We start from the raw sequence: 16793 nt of genomic DNA on the forward strand, positions 1-16793 counted from the left end.
CGCCACACGCGTCGGCGGCCCCCGGTCGTCTGGGGACTCCGTGGGCGGTCACCTCCGGCCCTGCGGACCTACTGACGCAAAATCGTTTCTGTCGTTTTGACCGTCATGACATCCGGTGGTAACACCATTCGGTGACGATGTGTGCACACACCGCTCATCACGCCCTGCTCGTCGCTCACGCCGCCGAAAGGGAAACCGCCATGCGGGAAGTCACTCCCGTCCGTCCCCGCCTCGCCGAGACCCTGCGCGTCCTGGAGGGCCTGCTGCTGGAATCCGGCCAGCGCACCGCCCGCCGCAACGCCTGGTCCGCCGTCGTGGAGAACCGCAGCCGGGCCCGCGCCCGCAGTGAGGCCGCCCACGTCCTGGAGGCCGCGGCTGAAGGTACCTCCACCGGCACGTAAACTTCCCCTTATGGCGAGGAAGGAAAAATCCGAGAACCCCGGGCGACTGAAACAGATCGCCCTCACCTACAAGATGACCAAGCGGGCCGACCGCTGGATCGGGCTGATCCTGCTCGGCGTCGCGCTGGTCACCTTCGGTGTCCTTCTCGGCATCGGCTTCTTGATCGGACACCCGGTCTACCTGGGCATCCTCGGCTTCCTGCTGGCCTTCCTCGCCACGGCGATCATCTTCGGCCGGCGTGCCGAACGTGCCGCCTTCGGCCAGATGGAAGGCCAGCCGGGCGCCGCGGCGGCGGTACTCGACCGGATCGGCCGCGGCTGGAACGTCACCCCCGCGGTGGCCATCAACCGCAGCCAGGACGTCGTCCACCGCGTCGTCGGCAAGCCTGGCGTGGTCCTCGTGGCCGAGGGCAACCCCAACCGGCTGCGCGGCCTGCTGGCGGCCGAGAAGAAGAAGATGGCCAGGCTGCTCGGCGACATCCCCGTGCACACCGTCGTGGTGGGCAACGGCGAGGACCAGGTGCCGCTGCGCAAGCTGCGCGCCACGATCATCAAGAAGCCGCGCGTCCTGGTCGGCGGCCAGGTCACCGAGGTGAACGACCGCCTGCGGGCCGTCGGCGACCTGATGAGCAACATGCCGATCCCGAAGGGCCCGATGCCCAAGGGCATGCGCATGCCGAAGGCGCCGCCCCGCTGAGACGCGGCCCCCACCGCTTTGTACACAACCCAACCCCGCGCACCCCGCGCCCGCAGACGCGGCGGCGGACACCGCCGGGCGACCTCATGCGCGACATGACGATCCCCGAGGGCCTGCTGCCCAAGCGCATGCCGATGCCGTGCATCCCGACCCCGTTTCGCGCGTCCGTCAGGCGACCGCGGCGAGACGTGGCGGGCGGCGCCGGCAGAGCACGTAGCGCGGCGAGCCGGCAGCCGGGACGCCGCCGGCAGGGCGCGGCGGAGTCGGCAGGGCGCGGCGAGCCGGCGGAAGGACGGGTGCAGGCGACTGCGGCCCGGCGCTGCCTGGGAGGGGGGAAGCCTCCGCTTCCTAGAAGCGGATCTGCACCGCGCCCGAGACCCGGTCGTGCAGACCGCGCGTGTCCCGGTCCCACACCAGCGCCGGGATCACCAGCAGCAACAGCGCCGTCCGAACGGCGACCCGCGGCACGGTCAGCCGGCCGCCGTCCACGCCGATCACCCGCAGCCCCAGCAGCCGCTTACCGGGCGTGAAGCCGAGCGTGCCGACCATCAGGAACGTCATCACACCGAACACCACAAGCGTCCAGTTGCTCGTCGACCGGGAGTCGCCGGCGCTCAGCAGACCGAACGCGATGATCAGACACAGGAACCAGTCGATGAACACGGCGCCGAACCGCCGGCCCACCGACGCCACCGAGCCCGGTCCGCTCTCCGGCAGACCCAGCCGCTCACCCCGGTAACCGAAGTCGACGCCCATCTGCTCGGCCGCCGCGCGGGGACCGGAAAGCCACGAACCTACTACCTGCCTCTTGTCCACCCGTCAACGGTAACGCGCCGGCCCGCGCGCCCCGCGCCCACCCGACCTCCACCGGCCGCCCACCGCCACCACCAGCAAGAACGCCCCACCTCTCCCCTGGAACGCCCGTCGAACGCCCGTCGAACGTACGCAGCCGCGACCCACCGGCGCGATGACCGCCCGGCGCCGCCCCGGCTGGTTAACATCGGCGAAACAAGTGGGTCATGCCCGAGAAATGCCCGGTGCCTAGGGTCGTGCCAGCAGGCCACCGCACTGGTACTGCGACAAGAGCTGCAAACCCCGTCCCCTCGCGGCGGGCCTAGGAGGACTTGGATGTTCCAGAACGCCGACGAGACCAAGAAGTACCTGGCGGACAACGACGTGAAGTTCGTCGACGTCCGCTTCTGCGACCTGCCGGGTGTCATGCAGCACTTCACGGTTCCGGCCGAGACCTTCGACCCGGCCGAGAACCTGATGTTCGACGGTTCCTCGATCCGCGGCTTCCAGGCCATCCACGAGTCCGACATGGCGCTCGTCCCCGACCTGTCGACGGCCCGCCTCGACCCGTTCCGCCGGGACAAGACCCTCAACATCAACTTCTTCATCCACGACCCGATCACCGGCGAGCAGTACAGCCGCGACCCCCGGAACGTGGCCAAGAAGGCCGAGGCCTACCTCGCCTCCTCCGGCATCGCCGACACCGCCTACTTCGGTCCCGAGGCCGAGTTCTACGTCTTCGACGACGTGCGCTTCGAGACCAAGGCCAACGCGGGCTACTACCACATCGACTCCGAGGCCGGCGCCTGGAACACCGGCGCCATCGAGGACGGCGGCAACCGCGGCTACAAGGTCCGCTACAAGGGCGGCTACTTCCCGGCCCCGCCGGTCGACCACTTCGCCGACCTGCGCGCCGAGATCAGCCTGGAGCTGAACGCCGCCGGCCTCCAGGTCGAGCGCCAGCACCACGAGGTCGGCACCGCCGGCCAGGCGGAGATCAACTACAAGTTCAACACCCTGCTGGCCGCCGCCGACGACCTGATGCTCTTCAAGTACATCGTGAAGAACGTCGCCTGGCGCAACGGCAAGACCGCGACCTTCATGCCCAAGCCGATCTTCGGTGACAACGGCTCCGGCATGCACGTCCACCAGTCCCTGTGGAGCGGCGGCGAGCCCCTCTTCTACGACGAGCAGGGCTACGCGGGCCTCTCCGACACCGCCCGCTACTACATCGGCGGCATCCTCAAGCACGCCCCGTCGCTGCTGGCCTTCACCAACCCGTCGGTGAACTCCTACCACCGCCTGGTCCCCGGCTTCGAGGCCCCGGTCAACCTGGTCTACAGCCAGCGCAACCGCTCCGCCGCGATGCGCATCCCGATCACGGGTGCCAACCCGAAGGCCAAGCGCGTCGAGTTCCGCGCCCCGGACCCCTCCTCCAACCCGTACCTGGCCTTCGCCGCCCTCCTCCTGGCGGGCCTGGACGGCGTCAAGAACAAGATCGAGCCGGCCGAGCCGATCGACAAGGACCTCTACGAGCTCGCCCCCGAGGAGCACGCGGGCGTCCCGCAGGTCCCGACCTCCCTCCCGGCCGTCCTCGACGCCCTCGAAGAGGACAACGAGTACCTGCAGGCCGGCGGTGTCTTCACCTCCGACCTGATCGAGACCTGGATCGACTACAAGCGCACCAACGAGATCGCCCCCATGCAGCTCCGCCCCCACCCCCACGAGTTCGAGCTCTACTTCGACATCTAAGAAGCCCGCAGGTCAGCCACCAATCCGACTGACTTGGGCCGCGCATGGGGCCGTGGGCCGTGCCTTCCACCTCGGAAGGCACGGCCCACGGCCGTTTGACGTGATGCCGCCGCTGACGACGGCCCGGCAATCGACGAAGACGCGGCGTCTCAGGTGCCGTTCCCGGAGGCGACCTCCCGGCGCAACTCCACCAATGCTCGCAGCGCCTGGCTGTACATCTGGATGCTCTTCTCACTGTGGGTGTCGACAGCACTCTTGAGTGCCTTGAAGGCCGTAGCGATGGCCTCATCGAGGTCGCGCTCGTCAACGCCGTTCATACTGCTTTCCTCGGGATGGGGATGGCGGTGGTGTCAGCCTGTCAGCTTCCGCGGCTGGTCTATCAGATGATGATCCAGCGGCGGCACGCAGCCCGTGGCTCCTGCGGGCTTGGGGCAGCTCTCTGCTGGTCAGCAGGTCGCAGCGAGATTGTTGCGGTCAGGGAATGCGTGCGCTCCAAGGCGTCGTTGCCGGCAGGGCGCGGAGGAGCGCGCATTCTGATGACCTGCAGTTGATCACGGGACAACAAATGGAGAGCCGCGAACCTTGCACTCGTTTCGTCGGATCAGACGGCTACTCGAGTAGGCAAGGCGTCCGTCCTCCCTTAGGCGAGCACCTGAGCGAGGGTTTCCCGGAACCGGGCCACGTCCTGGGCAGGTGCCTCGATGACGGCCTCGATTCCGTTGTCCTCCAGCCGAGGGCTTCCCAGTGCCTCGGGATCCAGCACGACGCGAAGGATATTGCCCTCCAAGACGGCTTCGCGCACGCAGCCATAGGCCGTTCCTTGCCCCGCCGTGACCAGACAGCGAGTGTCCATTCCCAGGGCGATCTCCTGGTCGTCGGGTTCTTCCTCTCCCGCCATGAACGACAGGAAGAAGCCACAGCCGTTCCTGCTGTCGCGAGGCCGGCCTCGATGAAGTAGCCGTCGGGGTCGACTTCTGCGCTGGCGACGCGAGCGGTGAATCGGAACGTCATGACGAGGTTGTACCAAGCCGGCCGGAGAGGGGGTGCGGCAGCTGCGCCCATGCCAGGAGGCCAAGGAGGTTGGTCGCGGATCATGGGCCAGACGGCGTTGGCGGATGACCTCGGGATCCCGGTGCTGGCGGTGGCGCGCTTCGCCTCGTTTCGTGGTTTTCCGTATCGTGGAGGGTGATTTTCGGCCAAGTCGATCGCTGATCGGTGACAGCACGCGTTTGGGCAGTAACGTTGCGGCGTCGCGGTCGCCACACCCGGAGCGCAGGGCTCCGTTGGGACTAGTGGCCCGATGAGGATACTGATCTTGACTCAGGCGACGATCGCCCCAGCCGAGACCATCCGCTGTCGCCCGTACACCGACCACTGCCGCGTCATCGCGGCGGCAGGCGACCACGCCGTGATCGGCGTCTCGCCCGGCAACAGCTTCTTCTCCGCCGAGCGCGTCAACGCGCTGGCCCGCTGGGGGCTTGACCACTTCGGCCAGGTCGACCTCGTCTATACCGACCTGCACGTGGCCGCCATGTACGAGGCGTTGGGATACGCCCCCGACGCGGCGCGGCGCAAGGCGGTGAAGAACATCCGGGGCGTCCGGGCGAAGGTCACCAACGCCGCGGCGGCCGCCGACCCGTCGGGGAGGAGGCTCCGGGCCCGGCCGGTGTCGGCGTTGACGGACAACACGGCGTACCGGCGGCTACACGCCGAGGTCGGTGAACTACTGGAGCACGACAGCGAGTTCAAATCCATCTGCGACGAACTGGCCGAGATCTTCCTTGACGGGAAACTCCGACCCGAGGAGCCGATCACCGAGCAGCAGCGCGCGGTATGCCGCGCGTACGTGTGCGCCGAGGTGCCGCTCTTCCTCGACAGCCCCGCCATCTTCTCCGTGCCCTCCTCGCTGAACTGCTACCACCAGGCGCTGCCGCTGGCGGACCTGATCTACTCCCGGGGCGCCGGACTGCGCGCCTCCCGCAACCAGGGTCACGGCATCCTGACCCCCGCCGCCGAGGAGGCAGCCGCATGACCATCACCGCGACCACCGCATGCCCGGCGAGCGCGGCATCGGCCGACCTGCCCGCGTTCCCCTTCGACTGGAACGGTCTGCGGCTCCCCGCCGAGATCGAGGAGCTGCGCGCGGAACCGGTGCGGAAGGTCCGCACGATCGCCGGGTCCGAGGCGTGGCTGGTGTCCTCCTACCCGCTGTGCAAACGTGTGCTGGAGGATCCGGTCTTCTCGCTCAAGGACACCTCCGCACCCGGCGCTCCGCGCCAGTACGCGCTGACGATTCCGCCCGAAGTAGTGAACAACATGGGCAACATCACCGGCGCCGGGCTGCGCCGTGCCGTGCTCAAGGCGCTCAACCCGAAGGCACCGGGCTTGGTGGAGTGGATGAGCGGTCAGGCCGGGCGGCTGCTGGACGCGCTGGTCGCCGAGGGCGCGCCCGCCGACCTGCGGGCCGACTTCGCCGACCCCTACTCGGCCGACATGCACTGCCACATCCTCGGCATCCCCGAGGCCGACGGGGCGAGGCTCATGCGCAGCCTGCCGATCGCGTTCATGAACTCGCCGCACCCGATCGAGGCCGCCAAGCTCAACTGGGACCGCGACATCGCGTACATGGTCGAGCGTCTGGACGACCCCGCCACCACCGGCCTGATGGCCGACCTCGCCGCGCTGCGCGGGGACCCGGAGTACGCCCATCTGACGGACGAGATGCTGGCGACGGTCGGCGTCACGCTGTTCGGCGCCGGGGTGATCTCCACGGCCGGCTTCCTCACCATGGCCATCGTGTCGGTGCTGACGCGGCCGGACGTCCGGCAGGCCCTCGAGCGGGACGGCGTCACGCCCGGCGCGCTCGACGAGATCCTGCGGGTGAACCTGTCGATCGCGGACGGACTGCCCCGCCTCGCGACGGAGGACGTCCAACTCGGCGACACCCTGATCCGGAAGGGCGAGCTGGTACTGGTCCTGGTCGAGGCGGCCAACCACGACCCCGACCAGTTCCCCGACCCGATGGACTTCGACCCGGCGCGCGACAACGCCCACACGCACCTCTCCTTCGGTGGCGGGCAGCACTACTGCCCGGCCACCGCCCTCGGCAGGAAGCACGCCGAGATCGCCCTTGGCGTGCTTCTCGAACGCCTGCCGACGGTCCGACTCGCCGTGCCGACCGAGCAGTTGGTGTGGCGGACGAACTTCATGAAGCGCCTCCCGGAACGCCTCCCCGCCGCCTGGTGAGCGTGACATGAGGACGAGGGCCCCGCCGGCCCGGCGAGCTCCGCCGGCCGGCGGGGCCCTCGCGACCACTCTGCCCCTCAGGGGCGTGCGTACGGCCGGGTCATGATCTCCAGGTTGTGGCCGTCCGGGTCGTCGAAGTAGGCGCCCCGACCGCCGAACAGGTTGTTGGTCCGGCCGGGTTCCGTGTGGCCGGGGTCGGCGTAGTAGGTGACGTCGGCCGACTCCAGGCGCGCGATCATGGCGTCGAACTGCTCCTCGGGAACGAGGAACGCGTAGTGCTGCGACTGGACCGGTTCGTCGCGTAGTTCGTAGTAGTCGAGCGTCACGCCGTTGCCCAGGTCGACCGGGAGGAACGGCCCGAAGGGCGCGCCGACCTCCAGCCCCAGGATGGTGGCGAGGAACTGCGCGGACCGCTGCCGGTCCGTGGCGTAGACGACGGTGTGGTTCAACTGGACGGCGGACGCCGACGGTTCGGTGGCGGACGCGTTCTGCTGTGGGTCGTGTGGCATGGCGGTTGGTCGCTCCGGTTCCTCGAGGTGCCCGTCAGTTGGCAGGGAGCCGTCACGTGCGGACGGCGGTTGAGAAGACACGGAGAGGGGGCGGGGCTCTGGCCCGCCTCGCGCTCACGCCGAGGCCGGGTGCCCTGTTCGTGTTTGGCCCATGGCCGACCCGGCAGTCACCTGATCAACTCTAGGACCGGCCGCCGACCAACCGCAACGTTCCACTCCTCTGAGTCTCGACCCCGCACGCCTCCACCACCGGGCGATCACGCGGAGGCGCCGGGGCGGCTCGCGGACAGTCGTCCGTACCGTGGATCCAGCAGGCAGAAGTGAGGGAGGGACCGTGCAGATCGGAGAGTTGTCGGACCGGACCGGGGCGAGCCGTCGTTCGATCCGCTACTACGAACAGCAGGGACTGCTTGAGGCGGCGCGTACCAGCAAGGGCTGGCGGGAGTACGGCGAACAGGCGGTCAACCGGGTGCTCAACGTCCGCGCGCTGCTCGCGGCCGGCCTCACGGTGGAGGATATCCGGGTGGTGGTGCCCTGCCTGGACATGAAGACCGAGGAGTTCCTGGCCTGTGACGACGGTCCGGACGAGGTACTGGTCGTGTACGAACAGCGGCTCGCGGTCGTGGAAGCGAGGGCGGCGGAACTGCGGCGGCACCGCACCGAACTCGTCGCGCGCATCGCCCGGTTGCGGGCGGGAGCCAGCAGCCCGGAGGACTTCGCGCGGTCGCTGAGCAGCACCGACGCTTGACCCTGACACCGGTGTCACGACCTACCGTGCGGCAGACCGTCGCGTCCCACGGAGGTAGTCGACCGATGCGAAGCGCCCCCCTGCCGGGCTGGCTGTACATCCTGTTCCTGACACTGCTGGCCACGGCCACCGACGAGTTCGTGATCGCGGGAGTCCTGCCCGCCGTCGCCGTGGACTTGGAGGTGAGCGTCTCGGCCGCCGGACAGCTGGTCACCTCGTTCGCCGTGGTCTACGCGGTGGGTGCCCCCACGCTGTCCATGGCCTGCGAACGCCTGCCAAAACGCACGGTGTTGATCGTCGGGCTCGGTCTGTTCGCCGTGGCCAACGTGGCGGCGGCGGTCGCCCCCGGTTACTGGTTCCTCATGGCCGCCCGTGTCGCCGCCGCCCTCTGCGCGGCCGTGGTGACCGCGGCGGCCTTCGCCACCGCGGCGGCCGGCGCACCGGAAGGCGCCCAGGGACGCTACCTGGGGCTGGTGACGGCCGGCATGACCACCGCGCTGTTCAGCGGCGTTCCGCTGGGGGCGTGGCTGGGCGGCGCCTTCGGGTGGCGGGCGACGTTCTGGCTGATCGCGGCCATCGGCGTGATCGCCGCGGTCGGACTGCTACTCACGGCCCCTGACGTCCCTGGTACCGCACCCGCGCCACTACGGGCGCGGCTCGCGCCGCTGCGGGACGGCGCGGTCCTGCGTCTGGTGGCGACCACGTTCCTGGCGGCGAGCGGCGGGCTGATGTTCTACACCTACCTGGGCCCGTACACGGCCGAGGTGGCGGGCCCCTCGTACGGCCTCCTGTCGGCCGTACTGCTCCTCGTCGGTGTCGCCGGCCTGGCGGGAGCACTCCTCGCCGGGCGGGCCTCCGACGCCGGGGGACCCCGGCGAGCCCTGCGCCGCACGCTTGCCGGGCACGCGCTGGCCCTGCTGCTCGCCGCCGCCGTCGCGTTCGCCGGTACGGACAGCCGGTACGTGCTCGCGCTTGTCGTCGGTTGCTGGGCCGTCGTCGCCTGGGCGCTCAACCCGCCCGTACAGGGCGCCATCCTCGCAGCCGCCGGGCCGGACGCCGGAATGACCGCGCTCGCTCTGAACATCTGCGGTCTGTATCTGGGCACGGCAGTCGCCGCCGCGGCCGGTGGGGCGGTCATCGGAACGCTCGGCGTCGCCTACGTACCGCTCACCGCAGCGGCGTTGCTGCTGCTGTCCTTCCTACTGGCCCCGCGCACAGCCGCCGCTCGTCCGGTGCCTGGCGGCGTTGCTGCCGGGCGACAGCAGTAGCCGACTGTGCGGACCGCTGCGGGTGTGTGGGCCATGGCCCGCCTCGCGCCTCGCTCGCCTCACGCCGAGGGCGGGCGCCCCACTCATGACCGGCCCCGGCGCCGAGCCGGCGGTCACCTGATGACCTCCAGCTCCGGCGAGGCTCCACCTGCAGCGTCCCTCGGCCGGTCGGATACTCAGTCGTCGACCGCGCCGGGCGCCAGCGCGGGGGAGGGGAAGACGTGCCGAGCCTCGTGCCCGGCCCACCACACGCCGATCGCGAAGACGGCCGCCGCCTACAGCAGCGCCGCCCGATCCAACCCGCCGCGCGGCAGCGGATCGCAGCCCATGGAAGTGATCAACTCCTCTGTCAGCGAGGCTGCTTGATCTGTGTTGTCCGTGCAGTACGGCACGGCAAGCGGCGCGCCCTCGAAGGTCGGCCGTGGCAGCGTCCAGATGCTCTCGTGGCAGACGCCGAACACCTTGACGACGTGCGATTCGGGCGCGGCCGTCGCGATGCGCGTGGCGTTGGAGTCTGGGTCGCCGGTGGTGGTGAGCACGGGACCGTCGGCGGACGGCCGCATCGGAACCGTGCAGTCCAGAACCGCACGTCCGGTGAGTTCCGGCGACAGCTCCTTGGCCACGCCGGGTGCGACATCGGCGGGGAGCGCGAACAGTACCGCCTCGCCGAAGCCCGCCGCCTCGGCCAGGATGCCGTGCGCGGCCGCCCCGATGCGCGCGGCCGTGGCGGCGGCGGAGGCGGGGTTCCGGCCGCCGACCATGACCGCGTGCCCGGCGCGAACCCAGGCACCGCCCAGGGCCGTCGACATGGCGCCGGTGCCGAGGGTTCCGATGCACATCGCCCTGCTCACGTCCGTGTGGGCGGAGCTCGTGCTGTTGTCGAATGTCATGCCCGAGACGTTAGGCGGGTCGATACACACCGCCAGGTATGCGTCGAGCACGGCAGGATTATCCCCATGGCAGAACTGCACGAGGGCCCTGACGTGGACGCCATGGGCGGCAACCCGTTCGCAGCGGACTGCCGGGCGCGGATCGCCTTCGAGATCCTGGCCAACACGTGGGACAGCGTCGTCTACGCGCTGGGGGAGAACGGCTCGATGCGCCCACGCGCAGTACTGGACCGGATCGGCGGCATCAGCCCGAAGGTCCTCAACGAGACGCTGCGCCGCCTGGAGTACAACGGCCTTGTACACCGCCGCCGTTACGCGGAAGCACCACCCCGCGTCGACTACACCCTGACCACGGCAGGCACGGCCCTCTTGAGCCCGATCCGCGCCCTCGCCGCCTGGGCCGACACCCACGGCGACGAAGTCCTAGCCGCCCAAGACCGCTTCCACCGAAACTGAGCCGCCGACGCGGCGCGGCGGCGACGCCCATTCTCAAGCACCACCACCCCGTGTGACCGACCGTCCCCCGCCCTGGGCGGGCCTCCAGGCCTACCCAGCATCCGCGCGTGCGCGGGGAGCACAGCGCTGCGGCGAGGAAGAGCTGGGAGAGGATGGGACCATCCCCGCGTGTGCGGGGAGCACCCCTCACCGTCGTAGACAACGGCGGGAGGATTGGGGCCATCCCCACGCACACGGGAATGGTCCCCCGGCGGCCAGGAGGGCGTCGACGGGGATGGTCCCTCCATGCTGCTCCTTACTCGGCGGCGTCGGCTGCTCCCCCGCGCACGCGGGGATGGTTCCGTGCCTTTCGGCCGGTACAAGCGGTTCGACAACTCCTCCCTGCGTACGCGGGTGGCCGTGCGGGGGCGTTCCGCTGGCTGCTGATGGGATCAGGGCTGCAGTGCCCGGTGGTCCAGAGGTGTGCCGCGACAGTGGTCGTTTGCGGGCCTAGCCTGGATTCGTAGGGACGCTCCGGCAAGCTGGGAGATGAGCGTCATGACGTTCGTGCAGGTGATCGACTTCCGGACGGACCGCCTCGATGAGGTGAACCGGCTGATGGAATCGTGGGCGGATGCCACGAAGGGCAAGCGGACGGCTACCCACGCGATGGTGGGCCAGGACCGCTCGGACCGGAATCACGTCGTCGAGATCGTGGAGTTCCCTTCCTACGAGGAGGCGATGAAGAACTCCAACCTTCCGGAGACGGACCGGATCTTCCAGGAGCTTGTGGCGCTCTGTGGCGGGATGCCGACTTTCACCGATCTGGACGTGGTGCGTGACGAGCAACTGAACAAGGAGGTTGTCCAGCGACTCGTTGACTTGTACATCAACGGCGGGAACGCGGACGCGCTGGATCGGCTGTGTACCGCGGACTACCGCGAGCACGACCCGGCCAACTCGTCGTACGACCTGGGTCTCGCCGAGGCCAAGTCGGAAGCCCAGGCCTTCTTCGACGCGTTCCATCCGCGGGTGGTCGTCGAGAGCATGATCTGCGAGGGCGACACCGTCGCCGTGCGCTTCTCCGGCAAGGGGCGGCACGTCGGCGAGTTCCGGGGGCTTGAGGCCACCGGCCGCGAGTTCTCCGGCACCGGACACTGCACCTTCCGGTGCGAGGGCGGCAAGATCGCCGAGAGCTGGTGGAACACCGACGACCTCGGGCTGATGCAGCAGCTGGGGGTCATGGAAGGCTGAGGTGGGGCCAAGCCGGCATCGCTAAGGGAAGAAAAGATCAGGTACAGGTCGGTCGGGTTCAAGTGGCCTTCGTCGGCTTACCTGTGCCGGTTCGTGACTCTGGGGCGTGCGGCTCGTTGCCCCGGGTATGAGCAATGTCCTCACTCGTGCACTCGGTGCCGCAGCCGTCGCTGGAATCGCTACTCTCGCTGCCGCCGCCCCCGCCTCCGCCGCTCCAGCAAACCTCATCGGAGACAACCTCCAGTCGCTCAGTCTTGCCAGTCGGGACTCTGCCGAGAACGACGGAGACACCGGTGCGGACAACAGGAACTCGAACAAGTCCGAGAAGTCCGCGAAGCAAGGCGCCGCCGAGGACGGCGAGAAGACAGGCTTCCTCAAGCATGTGGAGGTAATGGACACGCCGCTGCCTCTGCTGTGAGGACGGGCGGCCGTGGAGGTCGGGTCTCGGGTCGACTTGCCCCGAGGCCCGACTCGTTCGGTCAGCCGACCGGCCTGGACGGGTATGGTCCGCCGCACTCGATGCGGTGGTCGTTCAGCGGCTGATGTCGTCCAGCTCGGTCAAGTCCTCATCAGAGAGGGACAGTCCCGCGCCGGCGATGTTCTCGCGCAGGTGTGCCGTCGATGACGTGCCGGGGATGAGCAGGACGTTCGGTGATCGCTGCAGCAGCCAGGCGAGTGCGACGGACATCGGTGTCGCCTCCAGCCGAGCTGCGACCGCCGTGAGCGCCGAGGACTGAAGCGGGGTAAAGCCGCCGAGGGGGAAGAAGGGCACGTACGCGACGCCTGCGCTGGCGAGCCGGTCGATGAGCTTGTCGTCGTGGCGGTGGGCGATGTTGTACATGTTCTGCACGCACACGATCGGCGCGATGTCCTGTGCCTCGCCGACCTGCTCCTCGGTGGCGTTGCTGACCCCGAGGTGGCGGATCAGGCCCTCCTGCTGGAGTTCGACGAGCGTTTCGAACGCCTCGGCGAGCGAGCCGGGCTGGGGACCTTCTGCGTTGCCGAGTCGGAGGTTGACCAGGTCGAGTACGTCGAGCCGCAGGGACTTGAGGTTGTCGTGGACCTGGCGGCGAAGGTCTTCTGGTCGCCGGGCCGGAGGCCAGCCGCCCTGTTCGTCGCGGGTCGCGCCCACCTTGGTCACGATGTGCAGCGACTCGGGGTACGGGTGCAGGGCCTCGCGGATCAACTCGTTGGTGACGCGCGGCCCGTAAGCATCGCTGGTGTCGATGTGGGTGATGCCGAGGTCGGCCGCCTCACGCAGAACGGCCAGGGCGCCGTCGCGATCGGCGGGCGGCCCCATGACCCACGGGCCGGCCAGCTGCATGGCGCCGTAGCCGAACCGGGTGACGGCCAGGTCTCCCAGTGTCCAAGTTCCGCCGGGGAGTGAGAGGGAGTGCGTGCTCATTCCGCTGCCTTTCGTCGTGCACTTGAGGGTGGCGCGTGTTGCGCCTCCTGCACCAGCATTGGGGAGCAACTTCCTGTCGGGAAGTAGGCACTTTGGAGTGCGTAACCCACCCAGCGGTGAGAGGTGCGATCAGTGACGACAACGAAGGCGGCCCAGCAGAGGGCTCAGGCCAAGGTGGAGTACAACGCGTTCCTGGCGGGTTGCCCCAGCCGGCAGTTGCTCGACCGAATCTCGGACAAGTGGGTCGTCCTGGTCCTGTGTGCGCTGGGTGGCGAGAACAGCCCGGGCCGGCCCGGGGCGGCACACGCAGACGCTCCGAAGGCGATGCGCTACTCCGAGATAGCTCGGCTTCTGGCCGGGGTCAGCCAGAAGATGCTGACCCAGACGCTGCGGTCACTGGAGCGCGATGGTCTGCTCACCCGTACTGTGACGCCGACCGTCCCCGTCACCGTCTCCTACGAGCTGACCGACCTCGGCCTCTCGCTCCACCACATGACGCGCGGGCTCAGAATCTGGGCGCAGACGCACATGAGCGATGTCCTCGCAAACCGCGAGAACCACGACGCTCGCACCTCCTGACGACTGACGTCCGGAAACGCGCGTGGAACTGGGCGGCGACCCGAGCGCTCCGAAGAGGGCGTGCAAGTGGCAGGGGCACGCTGAGGGGCTTTGATCCACGAGGGCTTCTCTTCAGTCGACACCCGCTCTGCTCGGCCAGGTAGCCGGGCGGGTGTTGCGCGTATCAGGAAGAGGAGGGTCGCTTTCCGAATTGGTTGGTGCGCTTCCGGCGTCCCGGCTTCTGCTGCGAGACTCATGGACGACCGAGTCTTGAGGGGGAGTTGTGCTGCGGGAGAAACTCCATTTCAGAAGCACCGACGTGCCGGCGGCGGAACGGTTCGAGCGATGGCGGGAATACCTGGCGCGCACACACGCGCCCATGGACCTGGTCAGCCCTCACCGTCAGGACTTCCGGGCCGAGTTACGGGTGGTGGAGCTGGGCGCGTTGTCGGTGTGGCCGGCCAGCTACCAGGCGTTGACCTTCGACCGGTCGCCGAAGCTGGTGCGGCAGTCGGACCCGGAGACCTGCCACGTGTCGCTGGTCGTCAGCGGCGGCGGTGAGGCGGCTTGGGGCAAGTGCGCGACGAGTTACAGCCGTTACGACCTGCACGTCACGGTGTCCTCGACGCCGGTCCGGATCAGGGCGGAGCCCGACGTCGCAGGTGGGCTGGTGCGGTCGCTGGGGGTTGAGGTGCCCCGGAGCGTCATCCCGCTTCCGCGCCGACACGTGGACCGGGTGGTCGGCCGGCGTCTCTCCGGCCGTGAGGGCCCGGGCGCGCTGCTCGCGCTCGCCCTCACCCAGATGTCCCGGAGAAGCAGTGGGTACAAGCCAGCCGACGCGCCGCGCCTCGAGGTGGTTCTTCTCGATCTGCTGACGGCTCTCTTCGCCCACGCGTGCGACGCGGAGGCGGCTCAGCCGGCGGAGAACCGAAGCCGGATGCTGCGCCTTCGGGTTCGGGCATTCATCCAGGAGAACCTCGCGGACCCGGAGCTGTGCCCCGCCCTGGTGGCGAGCGCGCACCACATTTCGGTCCGCTACCTGCACCGCCTGTTCGAGGACGAGCCGGAGACGGTAGTGCAGAGCATCCGTCGGCAGCGCCTGGCGGGAGCGCGTCGCGACCTGGTTGATCCCGCGCTCATGGCCACGCCGGTCTGTGACGTCGCCGCCCGCTGGGGGTTCAGACATCACGCCGTCTTCACCCGTGCCTTCCGTGAGGCGTTCGGAATGTCGCCTTCCGAGCACCGTGAGAGGCATCAACTGCTCGACCGCGAGCCTGAGGCGTCGTCCTCGTGACAGCGCCGCACACACCGACACGTATCCCGCGAATCAGGGGAATACCGCCGGTGCACTGCCCGTCAAAGAGCTCTGCGCCGCCGGTCAAGGATGAACGGGGTCGGTTCTGCAATTCTTCAAGGGGCGCCTGCTGGAGGCGCTAGTCCGCCGTCTGGTACTGCGACCGTTCGTGAGCGTGTCGGTGATCGGCGCCGGTCGGTGGACTCAAGGAAAGAGGTGAGGAATGGCCAAGAGAAGGTCTGGTCGATTTCTGGTGGCGGTGGCGACCGGTCTCGCACTGGTAGGGGGCGCTCTGGTCAGCCCAGCCGCAGCCGCCACTGGGGAGGGTCGAGGTGAGGAATCCGTCACAGCGCAGCTCTCGTGCCCCTACGTCGTCACAGCACAATTCGCATACGTGTACCCGACTCCGTACACGCTGTATGCGAAAGGAGTGCTCCTCATAGGGCGGAAGTTCCGCTCGGACCCAGCCTCCCTGGAAAACGGACGACTGCGCCTGGACGACACTAGCTGGGTGAAAAAGAACTACGTGAAGCAGAACGGGCAGTGTGCGGTATGAGTTCAGTCAAGGGAAAGCAGCGCAGGGTGATCCGTAATCGTGCGCTCGTGTCACTTGCTGCACTCGCAGCCGCCACACTTACCTCCCCCGCTGCAGCGAAGGGATCAACCGGCGGCGAAGGTGAGGACTCCATGGGTACGCTGGCGAGGTCCTGCCCCTATCGGGTAATCGTGAGCGAGGCGCCGACCTACGGGAGCGCCTATGCCACCTTCGTCAATGGAGTGATGATACGTGGCACCGTCTTTCGCGCGGATCCCGACAGCCTCGAAAACAAGCGAATCCGTATCCGCCCGTACCGGTGGGTGAGCAGATTGCAGGTCAGCCAGGACGGGCAGTGTGCGCAGTGACGAAATCTGCCCGGACGTCACCCGCCGTGTAGGTGAGTGATGAGGTGCGGCATGGACTGCATTTCGGCTGAGTGTCGCACCGCAGTTCGACAGTCGTGAGAGCAAATGACGTTCTCACTGTTCAGGCCAGGTGCTGATCGGAGGCCTTGGAGACTCTGCCGACGGCCTGCCGGGGCGAGTGTCAAGCAGTAAGCGGCGACTGGGCGCTCAGGTGCTCCGAGTTGTCTGAGGCCAAGCGGTGACCGTCGCTTGCTTCGTGCGTGAAAGGGAGTGATCACGGCCAGAGTCAGGAGAGTTGTTCCCGTGCTTGCGCCGCTTGTTTCGTGGCGTCCGCGTCGAAGACAGCGGCCAGTGCGGTGAGTGGTTCTGAAGCCACTGCTCAAGTCCCGGTGTCTGTCGATCGGGGAGCTATCCGCACAGGGTGCTGGAAACGGTCGATGTCCGTCTTGCGCCGCGCACTACGGCTACCAAGATCGGGACAAAGGTGAGGGCTCAGTACTTCTGACGTCGTTGGAGAGAAGAGATGCGGCTGCGCCGCCGGCCCTTCCGCCGTCTGGCGGGCCGGCGGCGCGGGTCGCTCGCGGAGGAGCGGCGTTACGGCTCGGCGGGTGACGGGCTATTCGGCGGCGGGTGGGAGGAGG

Annotated in this window: 20 protein-coding genes; 14 read left to right on the forward strand and 6 right to left on the reverse strand. The window is 68.6% G+C overall.

Annotated features, from left to right (window positions below; genetic code table 11):
- Positions 1-200 precede the first annotated feature (200 nt).
- Positions 201-401, forward strand: a complete 201-nt coding sequence (locus tag FNX44_RS12530; protein WP_143648140.1) for an SCO2195 family GlnR-regulated protein — start codon at positions 201-203, stop codon at positions 399-401.
- Positions 402-411: 10 nt separating this feature from the next.
- Entirely contained in the window at positions 412-1098 is a 687-nt protein-coding gene (locus tag FNX44_RS12535) for a DUF4191 domain-containing protein (RefSeq protein ID WP_143648141.1), read from the forward strand.
- A gap of 348 nt (positions 1099-1446) precedes the next feature.
- Here the strand turns inward: FNX44_RS12535 and FNX44_RS12540 are convergent, their stop codons facing one another.
- Positions 1447-1914 (reverse strand): RDD family protein, encoded by a 468-nt coding sequence (locus FNX44_RS12540; protein ID WP_143648142.1) that lies wholly within the window; start codon positions 1912-1914, stop codon positions 1447-1449.
- A 312-nt stretch (positions 1915-2226) separates the two neighbouring features.
- Here FNX44_RS12540 and glnA point away from each other — a divergent pair, with 312 nt between their 5' ends.
- Positions 2227-3642 carry a type I glutamate--ammonia ligase gene (glnA, locus tag FNX44_RS12545; protein WP_143648143.1) on the forward strand — a complete coding sequence of 472 codons (1416 nt, stop codon included), beginning with the start codon at positions 2227-2229 and terminating at the stop codon, positions 3640-3642.
- 149 nt (positions 3643-3791) lie between these two features.
- Here glnA and FNX44_RS27990 read toward each other — a convergent pair whose 3' ends face one another.
- Together FNX44_RS27990 and FNX44_RS12550 are read right to left on the reverse strand one after the other, a co-directional pair.
- Positions 3792-3959 carry a hypothetical protein gene (locus tag FNX44_RS27990; protein WP_173019176.1) on the reverse strand — a complete coding sequence of 56 codons (168 nt, stop codon included), beginning with the start codon at positions 3957-3959 and terminating at the stop codon, positions 3792-3794.
- A gap of 323 nt (positions 3960-4282) precedes the next feature.
- The gene (locus FNX44_RS12550) at positions 4283-4540 is read right to left on the reverse strand and encodes an Imm10 family immunity protein (RefSeq protein WP_228449845.1); all 258 of its coding nucleotides are present in this window, start codon (positions 4538-4540) and stop codon (positions 4283-4285) included.
- Positions 4541-4957: 417 nt separating this feature from the next.
- Here FNX44_RS12550 and FNX44_RS12555 point away from each other — a divergent pair, with 417 nt between their 5' ends.
- The gene (locus FNX44_RS12555) at positions 4958-5674 is read left to right on the forward strand and encodes a cyclodityrosine synthase (protein ID WP_181356587.1); all 717 of its coding nucleotides are present in this window, start codon (positions 4958-4960) and stop codon (positions 5672-5674) included.
- The gene (locus FNX44_RS12560) at positions 5671-6888 is read left to right on the forward strand and encodes a cytochrome P450 (RefSeq protein ID WP_143648145.1); all 1218 of its coding nucleotides are present in this window, start codon (positions 5671-5673) and stop codon (positions 6886-6888) included. The genes FNX44_RS12555 and FNX44_RS12560 overlap by 4 nt, the downstream gene beginning before the upstream one ends.
- A gap of 77 nt (positions 6889-6965) precedes the next feature.
- Here FNX44_RS12560 and FNX44_RS12565 read toward each other — a convergent pair whose 3' ends face one another.
- Positions 6966-7397 carry a VOC family protein gene (locus FNX44_RS12565; protein ID WP_143648146.1) on the reverse strand — a complete coding sequence of 144 codons (432 nt, stop codon included), beginning with the start codon at positions 7395-7397 and terminating at the stop codon, positions 6966-6968.
- Between the two features lie 334 nt (positions 7398-7731).
- Between FNX44_RS12565 and FNX44_RS12570 the strand changes: the two genes are divergently transcribed.
- Together FNX44_RS12570 and FNX44_RS12575 are read left to right on the forward strand one after the other, a co-directional pair.
- Positions 7732-8145 (forward strand): MerR family transcriptional regulator, encoded by a 414-nt coding sequence (locus FNX44_RS12570; RefSeq protein ID WP_143648147.1) that lies wholly within the window; start codon positions 7732-7734, stop codon positions 8143-8145.
- Positions 8146-8210: 65 nt separating this feature from the next.
- Positions 8211-9413 (forward strand): MFS transporter, encoded by a 1203-nt coding sequence (locus tag FNX44_RS12575; protein WP_143648148.1) that lies wholly within the window; start codon positions 8211-8213, stop codon positions 9411-9413.
- Between the two features lie 275 nt (positions 9414-9688).
- Here the strand turns inward: FNX44_RS12575 and FNX44_RS12580 are convergent, their stop codons facing one another.
- The gene (locus tag FNX44_RS12580) at positions 9689-10303 is read right to left on the reverse strand and encodes an NADPH-dependent F420 reductase (protein WP_228449846.1); all 615 of its coding nucleotides are present in this window, start codon (positions 10301-10303) and stop codon (positions 9689-9691) included.
- 66 nt (positions 10304-10369) lie between these two features.
- Between FNX44_RS12580 and FNX44_RS12585 the strand changes: the two genes are divergently transcribed.
- From FNX44_RS12585 to FNX44_RS12595, 3 genes are all read left to right on the forward strand, one after another.
- Positions 10370-10759, forward strand: coding sequence for a winged helix-turn-helix transcriptional regulator (locus FNX44_RS12585; RefSeq protein WP_143648149.1), 390 nt, complete (start codon positions 10370-10372; stop codon positions 10757-10759).
- 537 nt (positions 10760-11296) lie between these two features.
- Positions 11297-11992: an ester cyclase gene (locus FNX44_RS12590; RefSeq protein WP_143648151.1), complete on the forward strand. Its 696-nt coding sequence runs from the start codon at positions 11297-11299 to the stop codon at positions 11990-11992.
- 127 nt (positions 11993-12119) lie between these two features.
- The gene (locus FNX44_RS12595) at positions 12120-12410 is read left to right on the forward strand and encodes a hypothetical protein (protein ID WP_143648152.1); all 291 of its coding nucleotides are present in this window, start codon (positions 12120-12122) and stop codon (positions 12408-12410) included.
- Between the two features lie 114 nt (positions 12411-12524).
- Here the strand turns inward: FNX44_RS12595 and FNX44_RS12600 are convergent, their stop codons facing one another.
- The gene (locus FNX44_RS12600; RefSeq protein ID WP_143648153.1) at positions 12525-13397 is read right to left on the reverse strand and encodes an aldo/keto reductase family oxidoreductase; all 873 of its coding nucleotides are present in this window, start codon (positions 13395-13397) and stop codon (positions 12525-12527) included.
- A 132-nt stretch (positions 13398-13529) separates the two neighbouring features.
- Between FNX44_RS12600 and FNX44_RS12605 the strand changes: the two genes are divergently transcribed.
- The 4 genes from FNX44_RS12605 (at position 13530) to FNX44_RS12620 (ending at position 16152) form a co-directional block, all read left to right on the forward strand.
- Positions 13530-13976 carry a winged helix-turn-helix transcriptional regulator gene (locus tag FNX44_RS12605; protein WP_143648154.1) on the forward strand — a complete coding sequence of 149 codons (447 nt, stop codon included), beginning with the start codon at positions 13530-13532 and terminating at the stop codon, positions 13974-13976.
- A gap of 262 nt (positions 13977-14238) precedes the next feature.
- The gene (locus FNX44_RS12610; RefSeq protein ID WP_143648155.1) at positions 14239-15249 is read left to right on the forward strand and encodes a helix-turn-helix domain-containing protein; all 1011 of its coding nucleotides are present in this window, start codon (positions 14239-14241) and stop codon (positions 15247-15249) included.
- 223 nt (positions 15250-15472) lie between these two features.
- A complete protein-coding gene (locus FNX44_RS12615) occupies positions 15473-15805 on the forward strand; it encodes a hypothetical protein (protein WP_143648156.1) in 333 nt (110 codons plus the stop codon).
- Positions 15802-16152: a hypothetical protein gene (locus FNX44_RS12620; RefSeq protein WP_143648157.1), complete on the forward strand. Its 351-nt coding sequence runs from the start codon at positions 15802-15804 to the stop codon at positions 16150-16152. Before FNX44_RS12615 ends, FNX44_RS12620 begins: the two co-directional genes overlap by 4 nt.
- Positions 16153-16793: the final 641 nt, after the last annotated feature.

It is taken from the genome of Streptomyces alkaliterrae (assembly GCF_007097205.2).
Classification (GTDB): Bacteria; Actinomycetota; Actinomycetes; order Streptomycetales; family Streptomycetaceae; genus Streptomyces; species Streptomyces alkaliterrae.

Excerpts from the sequence above, each read along its gene's own strand:
- FNX44_RS12595 (WP_143648152.1), top strand. The coding sequence starts at position 12,120 with ATGAGCAATGTCCTCACTCGTGCACTCGGTGCCGCAGCCGTCGCTGGA.
- FNX44_RS12590 (WP_143648151.1), top strand. The coding sequence starts at position 11,297 with ATGACGTTCGTGCAGGTGATCGACTTCCGGACGGACCGCCTCGATGAG.
- FNX44_RS12580 (WP_228449846.1), bottom strand. The coding sequence starts at position 10,303 with ATGACATTCGACAACAGCACGAGCTCCGCCCACACGGACGTGAGCAGG.
- FNX44_RS27990 (WP_173019176.1), bottom strand. The coding sequence starts at position 3,959 with ATGAACGGCGTTGACGAGCGCGACCTCGATGAGGCCATCGCTACGGCC.
- FNX44_RS12615 (WP_143648156.1), top strand. The coding sequence starts at position 15,473 with ATGGCCAAGAGAAGGTCTGGTCGATTTCTGGTGGCGGTGGCGACCGGT.
- FNX44_RS12530 (WP_143648140.1), top strand. The coding sequence starts at position 201 with ATGCGGGAAGTCACTCCCGTCCGTCCCCGCCTCGCCGAGACCCTGCGC.
- FNX44_RS12560 (WP_143648145.1), top strand. The coding sequence starts at position 5,671 with ATGACCATCACCGCGACCACCGCATGCCCGGCGAGCGCGGCATCGGCC.
- FNX44_RS12585 (WP_143648149.1), top strand. The coding sequence starts at position 10,370 with ATGGCAGAACTGCACGAGGGCCCTGACGTGGACGCCATGGGCGGCAAC.
- FNX44_RS12565 (WP_143648146.1), bottom strand. The coding sequence starts at position 7,397 with ATGCCACACGACCCACAGCAGAACGCGTCCGCCACCGAACCGTCGGCG.
- FNX44_RS12575 (WP_143648148.1), top strand. The coding sequence starts at position 8,211 with ATGCGAAGCGCCCCCCTGCCGGGCTGGCTGTACATCCTGTTCCTGACA.
- FNX44_RS12550 (WP_228449845.1), bottom strand. The coding sequence starts at position 4,540 with ATGGCGGGAGAGGAAGAACCCGACGACCAGGAGATCGCCCTGGGAATG.
- FNX44_RS12620 (WP_143648157.1), top strand. The coding sequence starts at position 15,802 with ATGAGTTCAGTCAAGGGAAAGCAGCGCAGGGTGATCCGTAATCGTGCG.
- FNX44_RS12600 (WP_143648153.1), bottom strand. The coding sequence starts at position 13,397 with ATGAGCACGCACTCCCTCTCACTCCCCGGCGGAACTTGGACACTGGGA.
- FNX44_RS12535 (WP_143648141.1), top strand. The coding sequence starts at position 412 with ATGGCGAGGAAGGAAAAATCCGAGAACCCCGGGCGACTGAAACAGATC.
- glnA (WP_143648143.1), top strand. The coding sequence starts at position 2,227 with ATGTTCCAGAACGCCGACGAGACCAAGAAGTACCTGGCGGACAACGAC.